Annotated in this window: 7 protein-coding genes; 6 read left to right on the top strand and 1 reads right to left on the bottom strand. The window is 66.2% G+C overall.

All coding sequences use genetic code 11. The annotated features are described in order from the left end of the window. Positions 1 to 99: 99 nt before the first annotated feature. Entirely contained in the window at positions 100 to 555 is a 456-nt protein-coding gene (locus ACQKJZ_RS17290; RefSeq protein WP_183951748.1) for a universal stress protein, read from the bottom strand. Between the two features lie 129 nt (positions 556 to 684). Here ACQKJZ_RS17290 and ACQKJZ_RS17285 point away from each other — a divergent pair, with 129 nt between their 5' ends. From ACQKJZ_RS17285 to ACQKJZ_RS17260, 6 genes are all read left to right on the top strand, one after another. After that, positions 685 to 2,031: a pyruvate dehydrogenase complex dihydrolipoamide acetyltransferase gene (locus ACQKJZ_RS17285; protein ID WP_427732705.1), complete on the top strand. Its 1,347-nt coding sequence runs from the start codon at positions 685 to 687 to the stop codon at positions 2,029 to 2,031. Positions 2,032 to 2,051: 20 nt separating this feature from the next. Next, positions 2,052 to 2,264, top strand: a complete 213-nt coding sequence (locus tag ACQKJZ_RS17280) for a hypothetical protein (RefSeq protein ID WP_312490537.1) — start codon at positions 2,052 to 2,054, stop codon at positions 2,262 to 2,264. Beyond that, positions 2,261 to 2,668, top strand: coding sequence for an acyl-CoA thioesterase (locus ACQKJZ_RS17275; protein ID WP_427732703.1), 408 nt, complete (start codon positions 2,261 to 2,263; stop codon positions 2,666 to 2,668). The genes ACQKJZ_RS17280 and ACQKJZ_RS17275 overlap by 4 nt, the downstream gene beginning before the upstream one ends. A gap of 64 nt (positions 2,669 to 2,732) precedes the next feature. Then, positions 2,733 to 4,145, top strand: coding sequence for a dihydrolipoyl dehydrogenase (gene lpdA / locus ACQKJZ_RS17270; protein ID WP_427732701.1), 1,413 nt, complete (start codon positions 2,733 to 2,735; stop codon positions 4,143 to 4,145). Positions 4,146 to 4,459: 314 nt separating this feature from the next. Then, entirely contained in the window at positions 4,460 to 5,842 is a 1,383-nt protein-coding gene (locus ACQKJZ_RS17265; protein ID WP_427732699.1) for a hypothetical protein, read from the top strand. A gap of 44 nt (positions 5,843 to 5,886) precedes the next feature. After that, positions 5,887 to 6,228 carry a DUF3140 domain-containing protein gene (locus tag ACQKJZ_RS17260; protein WP_427732697.1) on the top strand — a complete coding sequence of 114 codons (342 nt, stop codon included), beginning with the start codon at positions 5,887 to 5,889 and terminating at the stop codon, positions 6,226 to 6,228. Positions 6,229 to 6,351: the final 123 nt, after the last annotated feature.

The raw sequence follows: 6,351 nt of genomic DNA, 5'->3' as shown, positions 1-6,351 counted from the left end.
CGCTCAGGCTGAACGGGTTCGGGGGAATACCGGCCGAGTTCGAGGGAGTCCAAACCTCCGTTCAGCCTGAGCGAAGTCGAAGGCCACGCGATTCCCCCCTCAACTCAACCGATCGATCGCCTCCAGCGTCAACGACCCCGGCACGATCATGATCGGCACCGGCAACGCACCCGCATCGGTGCCCGAGAAATGGCTGACCAGCGTTCCCGGCGCCCCGCTGGCGGCGGCCCCCAGCACCAGGGCCGCGATCTCGGGGTTGGCGGCGATCAACTCGCGGATCACCTTTGGCCCATCCCCCTCACGCACCGTGATGGCGGGGCGCAGGCCCGATTCGTCGAGGATCGCGCCCGCCGCGCTGGCGACCAGCGCTTCTGCCTGTTGGCGCGCTTCGTCCTCGATCGTCGCCTGCACGCCGCCGAAGGCGATGAACTCCTGCGGCGGCAAAATCGTCAGGATCTCGACGCCGCCACCGGTCTTCACGGCGCGCCTCGCGGCGAAACGCAGGGCGATTCTCGATTCAGGACTGTCGTCGATCACGACCAGATAGATGCGCATCGCGGCCCCCTCCTTGTCACTCACGGATGCCGTTACATAGTATTTCATGCAAGGCCATGGCTTGACCGAGCGCAATTCGGGCGCAAGAGACAGGCCGCTACGGAATTGGTTTGCCCCGAGAGGACCTCCATGTCGATCGAGATCAAGATGCCCGCGCTGTCGCCGACCATGGAGGAAGGCACGCTGGCCAAATGGCTGGTGAAGGAAGGGGACACGGTGAAGTCCGGCGATATCATGGCCGAGATTGAAACCGACAAGGCCACGATGGAATTCGAGGCGGTGGACGAAGGCGTCATCGCCAAGATCCTCGTCTCCGAGGGTTCCGACAATGTGAAGGTCGGCACCGTCATCGCAATCCTGGCCGAAGAGGGCGAGGATGCCTCGTCGGTCCAGGCGCCGTCGAAGTCGGAAACCCCGGCTCCGGCCCAGCCGATGCCGACCGACCCGACCGATCCCAACAAGACCGGCAGCGAAGCCAAGCCCGTCGAGCGCACGCTGACCCAGGCCGAGGATCACGGCAAGCCCGTCGATTCGGGCAAGCAGGGTGGCTCCAGCGCCGGTAACGGCCGCGCGATCGCCAGCCCGCTGGCGCGTCGTATCGCCTCGCAAAAGGGCCTCGACCTGTCCGCGCTGACCGGCTCGGGCCCGAACGGTCGCATCGTGAAGGCGGACGTCGAGAATGCGCAGCCGGGTCAGGCCAAGGTCGCCGCTCCCACTGCTAGCGCTTCGTCGTCGGAAGCAGCTGCTGCCCCGGCCGCCGCGCCCAAGCCCGCGCAGGTGCCGGACATCCCGCACGAAGCGTCGAAGCTGTCCAACATGCGCAAGACGATCGCGCGTCGCCTGACCGAGTCGAAGCAGCAGGTGCCGCACATCTATCTGACGGTGGACATCCGCCTCGACGCGCTGCTCAAGCTACGCGGCGAGCTGAACGCCGGTCTGGAATCGCGCGGGGTGAAGCTGTCGGTCAACGACATGCTCATCAAGGCGCTGGGTGTCGCGCTGATGGCGGTGCCGAAGTGCAACGTCATGTTCACGCCGGACCAGCTGATCAGCTTCAAGCGCGCCGACATCTCGGTCGCGGTGTCGACCCCGGCTGGCCTGATCACCCCGATCGTGTCGGAGGCGGATACGCGTTCGCTGTCGTCCATCTCGACCACGATGAAGGACCTGGCCACCCGCGCCCGCGACAACAAGCTGCAGCCGCATGAATTCCAGGGTGGTACGGCCTCGATCTCGAACATGGGCATGTTCGGCATCAAGCAGTTCGAGGCGGTCATCAACCCGCCGCAGGGCATGATCCTGGCGATCGGCGCGGGCGAGAAGCGCCCCTATATCGTCGACGACCAGCTGGGCGTGGCGACCGTCATGTCGGCGACCGGCAGCTTCGATCACCGCGCCATCGACGGGGCCGACGGCGCCGAGCTGATGAAGGTGTTCAAGGAGCTGGTCGAGCGTCCTCTGGCGATGCTGGCCTGATCGACGCCGGGGGCGGGGCCATGCGGGTTCGGATCGAGCTGTTCCATATCGCCCTCGGGCTGGCGGCGGCGGTGGTCATGACCTGGGCCGCCGCCTGGGCCTACCCGCTGGCCCGCACCGAAATCTGGTGGTGCGGGTTGGGTGCGATGATCGCGACGGTGGCGATGGGCATCGGCCCGCTCCACCGCGCGCGCATCGCCGACCGCATGGCACGGAGGCATGCCGAGCAATGAGCACGCTGCCCGATCTGGATCCCGTCATCCGCGTCACCGCGATGCCGGGGGACGCCAATCCCTATGGCGACATCTTCGGCGGCTGGCTGATGGGCCAGATGGACTTGGCCGCCGGTTCGGTGGCCTCGCGCCATTCGGGCGGCCGCGCGGTCACGATCGCGGTCGAGGGGATGAAGTTCCACGCCCCCGTCCTCGTCGGCGACGAAGTCTCGGTCTATGCCCAGCTCGTTCGCGTCGGCACCACGTCGATGACGATCGAGGTCGAGGCTTGGCGCCGCGCCCGTCATGTCGAGGATGCGACCAAGGTGACGCAGGCGCGCTTCGTGTTCGTCGCGACCGACAAGGATCGCAAGCCGCGTACCGTTCCACCGATGGCTGGGCAGGCCGAGGCCCTGCAAGGCTGACATTCATTCGGGGGCGAACCCCAACCGCCGCCCGCCCGGGCGCGCGTTCAAAAGGAAGAGCAAAGTGGCTGACACTTACGACCTTATCGTCCTCGGCTCGGGTCCCGGCGGCTATGTCGCGGCGATCCGCGCGAGCCAGCTCGGCCTGAAGGTCGCGATCGTCGAGCGCGAGCGGCTGGGCGGCATCTGCCTCAACTGGGGCTGTATCCCGACCAAGGCGCTGCTGCGCTCGGCCGAGGTCTATCATTACATGACCTATGCCGCGCAGTACGGCCTGTCGGTCGAGAAGCCCTCGTTCAGCCTCGACAAGGTGGTCGATCGCAGCCGCAAGGTGGCGGGCCAGCTGAATGCGGGCGTCAAGGGCCTGATGAAGAAGAACAAGGTCGCCGTCCATGAGGGCGTCGGCACGATCACCGGAAAGGGCAAGCTGTCGGTCGTTCAGGGCGACAAGACCACCGAGCTGACCGCCAAGCACATCATCGTCGCCACCGGCGCGCGCGCCCGCGACCTGCCCTTCGCCAAGGCGGACGGCGAGCGGATCTGGACCTATCGCCATGCGATGGTGCCGCCCGCCATGCCGACGAAGCTGCTGGTCATCGGCTCGGGCGCGATCGGCGTCGAGTTCGCCAGCTTCTACAACGACATGGGCGCGGAAGTGACCATCGTCGAGATGCTCGACCGGATCATGCCCGTCGAGGACGCCGAAGTCAGCGAGTTCATGACCAAGCAGCTGACCAAGTTCGGCATGACCATCAAGACCAAGACCGGCCTCGAAAAGCTGGAAGCCACGGCGTCCGGCGTGAAGGCCGCGATGAAGGGCCCCGACGGCAAGGTCGAGACCGCCGAATTCAGCCATGCGATCGTCGCCATCGGCATCGTCCCCAATACCGAGAATATCGGTCTGGAGAAGCTGGGCATCGAAACCGATCGCGGTCACATCAAGACCGACGGCTATGGCCGCACCAATGTCGACGGCATCTGGGCGATCGGGGACGTGACCGGCGCACCGTGGCTGGCGCACAAGGCGAGCCATGAGGGCGTGATCGCGGCAGAGGCCATCGCGCAGGCGCTGGGCAACAAGGATGTCCACCCGCACGCGATGGACAAGGGCAACATCCCGGGCTGCACCTATTCGCGTCCGCAGGTCGCGTCGGTGGGCTTCACCGAGGCGAAGGCCAAGGAAGCCGGGTATCAGGTGAAGGTCGGCAAATTCCCCTTCATCGGCAACGGCAAGGCGATCGCGCTGGGCGAGGCCGAGGGCTTCGTGAAGACGGTGTTCGACGCCAAGACGGGCGAGCTGCTGGGCGCGCATATGGTCGGCGCGGAAGTGACCGAGATGATCCAGGGCTATGTCGTGGCCCGCCAGCTGGAGACGACCGAGGCCGAGCTGATGGAAACGGTGTTCGCGCATCCGACCATCTCGGAATCGATGCATGAGTCGGTGCTCGCGGCTTACGGGCGCGCGATCCACATCTGATTTTTGCGTCATCGGTTATGGGAAGGGGGCTCGCGGTTGCGGGCCCCTTTTTCGTTGGGGGATTCCCTTGGCCTTCGACTTCGCTCAGGCTGAACGGGGGTTAGGGAAATGATGCCATTCCTTCGCTCCGTTCAGCCTGAGCGAAGTCGAAGGCCACGCGAGACACGTCCCTCAAAACCTCGTCATCGAAATACAGACAGTCCCGGATCAATCCCGGTCCCCACCGCCCGATCGCATCCATTCAGCCGCATTCCGCTTGCGAAACGAGGGGATTTGGCCGCATCGGAGCTATCGACCCAGTTGATCGGCGCGCCATGACCCAAGCCCATTCCCATCGCCTGCGCATCGTGATCGCGACCCTGATCCTATTCGGGTTGAGTGTCCTCGTCTTCGCGCCCGGCTATGCGCAATATGACAGCGTTACCCAATATGATCAGGTGCTGCGCGGCCGTTACGACGACTGGCATCCGCCGATCATGGCGCGGCTCTGGTCCTTGTTCGGGCGGCAGGGGGCGGGGCCGATGCTGGTGCTTCAGCTGGCGGGCTGGTGGCTCGGGCTGGGGAGCATCGCGGCGGGGATCGTCGATCGGCGGCCGCGCGCGGCGCTGGCGGTGTTGGCGATCGGGCTGGTGCCGCCATGGCTGGGCTGGCAGGTAAGCGTCCTCAAGGATGCGCAGATGACCGGCGCGACGCTGGCGGCGGTCGGACTGGTCGGCTGGTGGCGGCTGCGCGGACGGGCGGTACCGGGCTGGGCTTGGCTGCTGGTCGCGCTCCTGCTGGGCTATGCGGCGCTGGTCCGGGCCAACGCCATCTTCGCGATCGCGCCGTTGGTCGCGTTTCTGCTCGCCGAACGCTGGGGGCGGCGGATCGCGCTCACCCTGGGGCTGACGCTGGCAACGCTGGCGCTGGCACCGGTCGTCAATCACCGATTGCTCGGCGCGAAGGCCAGCGGCGTGGCTCGCGCCCAGGCACTCTACGATCTGGCGGGGATCGCGGTGCGCGTGCCGTACGATCCGCGTCTGGGCTTCACGCCGGCGGAGGTGGCCGGCTTGCGTGCCAAGGCCTGTGTCCGGCCGTTCTTCTGGGACCCGTTGGGGGAGCCGGACCGGTGCGGTACGCTGCTGGCGCGGTTCCAGGCGATGGCGCCGGGGCCGCTTTATGCGCGGCTTGCTCCCGCCATTCTGCATCATCCCTTCGCCTATGCCGCGCAGCGTCTGTCGCATATCAACTCGACCTGGCGATGGGCGGTGCCAGCGCGCTGGATCAACGCCGACCCGCCGCAGTCGACCGAACCCAACAGTCTCGGTCTGGGCGCACCGGGGCGGGTCGCGCTGGCGTGGCAGAAAATGGCGGGCGGCTGGGTCGACCTGCCCGTCATGTGGCCGATCGTCTGGCTGGTGCTCGCCGCCGGGGGCTTCGTGGTTACGCGTGGGGCGGGGCTGGCGGGGGCGTTGTTCGCCTCGACGCTGGGGCAGGAGGCGAGTTTCCTGGTCATCAGCGTAGCGTCAGATTTCCGCTATCACCTCTGGGCGATCATCGCCTGTGCGCTGGGGCTGGTATTGGCACGGCCATGGCGGGGGGATCGGCGGATCGTCGTGGCGACGGCGGTCGTGCTTGGCCTGATCCTGATCGTCGGCATCGCGACGCGCGCGACGCTGCCCGTGCCACCGCAAAGCTATCAGGGGATGCTGGGGTGAACCCGAAATCGGCCGGGCGGCGTTGACCGCCGCGAAAGGAGCCGATGATGGCCGACGACCACGAGCAGATTTACGCCGATTTCAAGGAGGCCGTGAACATGGCCCCCGCCGAGCTGGAAAAGTTTCTGGAGACGGACGAGTCGCAGGAGGTCGGCCAGAAGAAGAACGGCTCGGATGAGAGCGTCGGGCATGACTCGGGCCGCAAGATCGTCGCGATCAAGCGCAAGAAGAAGGCCGATCTGACCGACGATGACTATGCCCATATGAAGAAGGTCGTAGGTTATGTGCATCGGCATCTGAAGCAGGGCGGGCCGGACAAGGATGTCGAACATTCGCCGTGGCGCTACTCGCTGATGAACTGGGGGCATGATCCGCTGAAGGATTGAGGGGGCACCCTAGCACGGTCCGTTCAGCCTGAGCGAAGTCGAAGGCCATGCGCGACTTTCTCCCTAATCCGCCGGGGTGGTGATTTGTACAGAGCCTTCCCCCCCCCCTCCCCCTTCCCCCTC

The sequence above is a fragment of the Sphingomonas sp. NPDC019816 genome, assembly GCF_050274375.1.
Classification (GTDB): domain Bacteria; phylum Pseudomonadota; class Alphaproteobacteria; order Sphingomonadales; family Sphingomonadaceae; genus Sphingomonas.
This window is presented reverse-complemented; position numbering and strand designations above follow the sequence as displayed.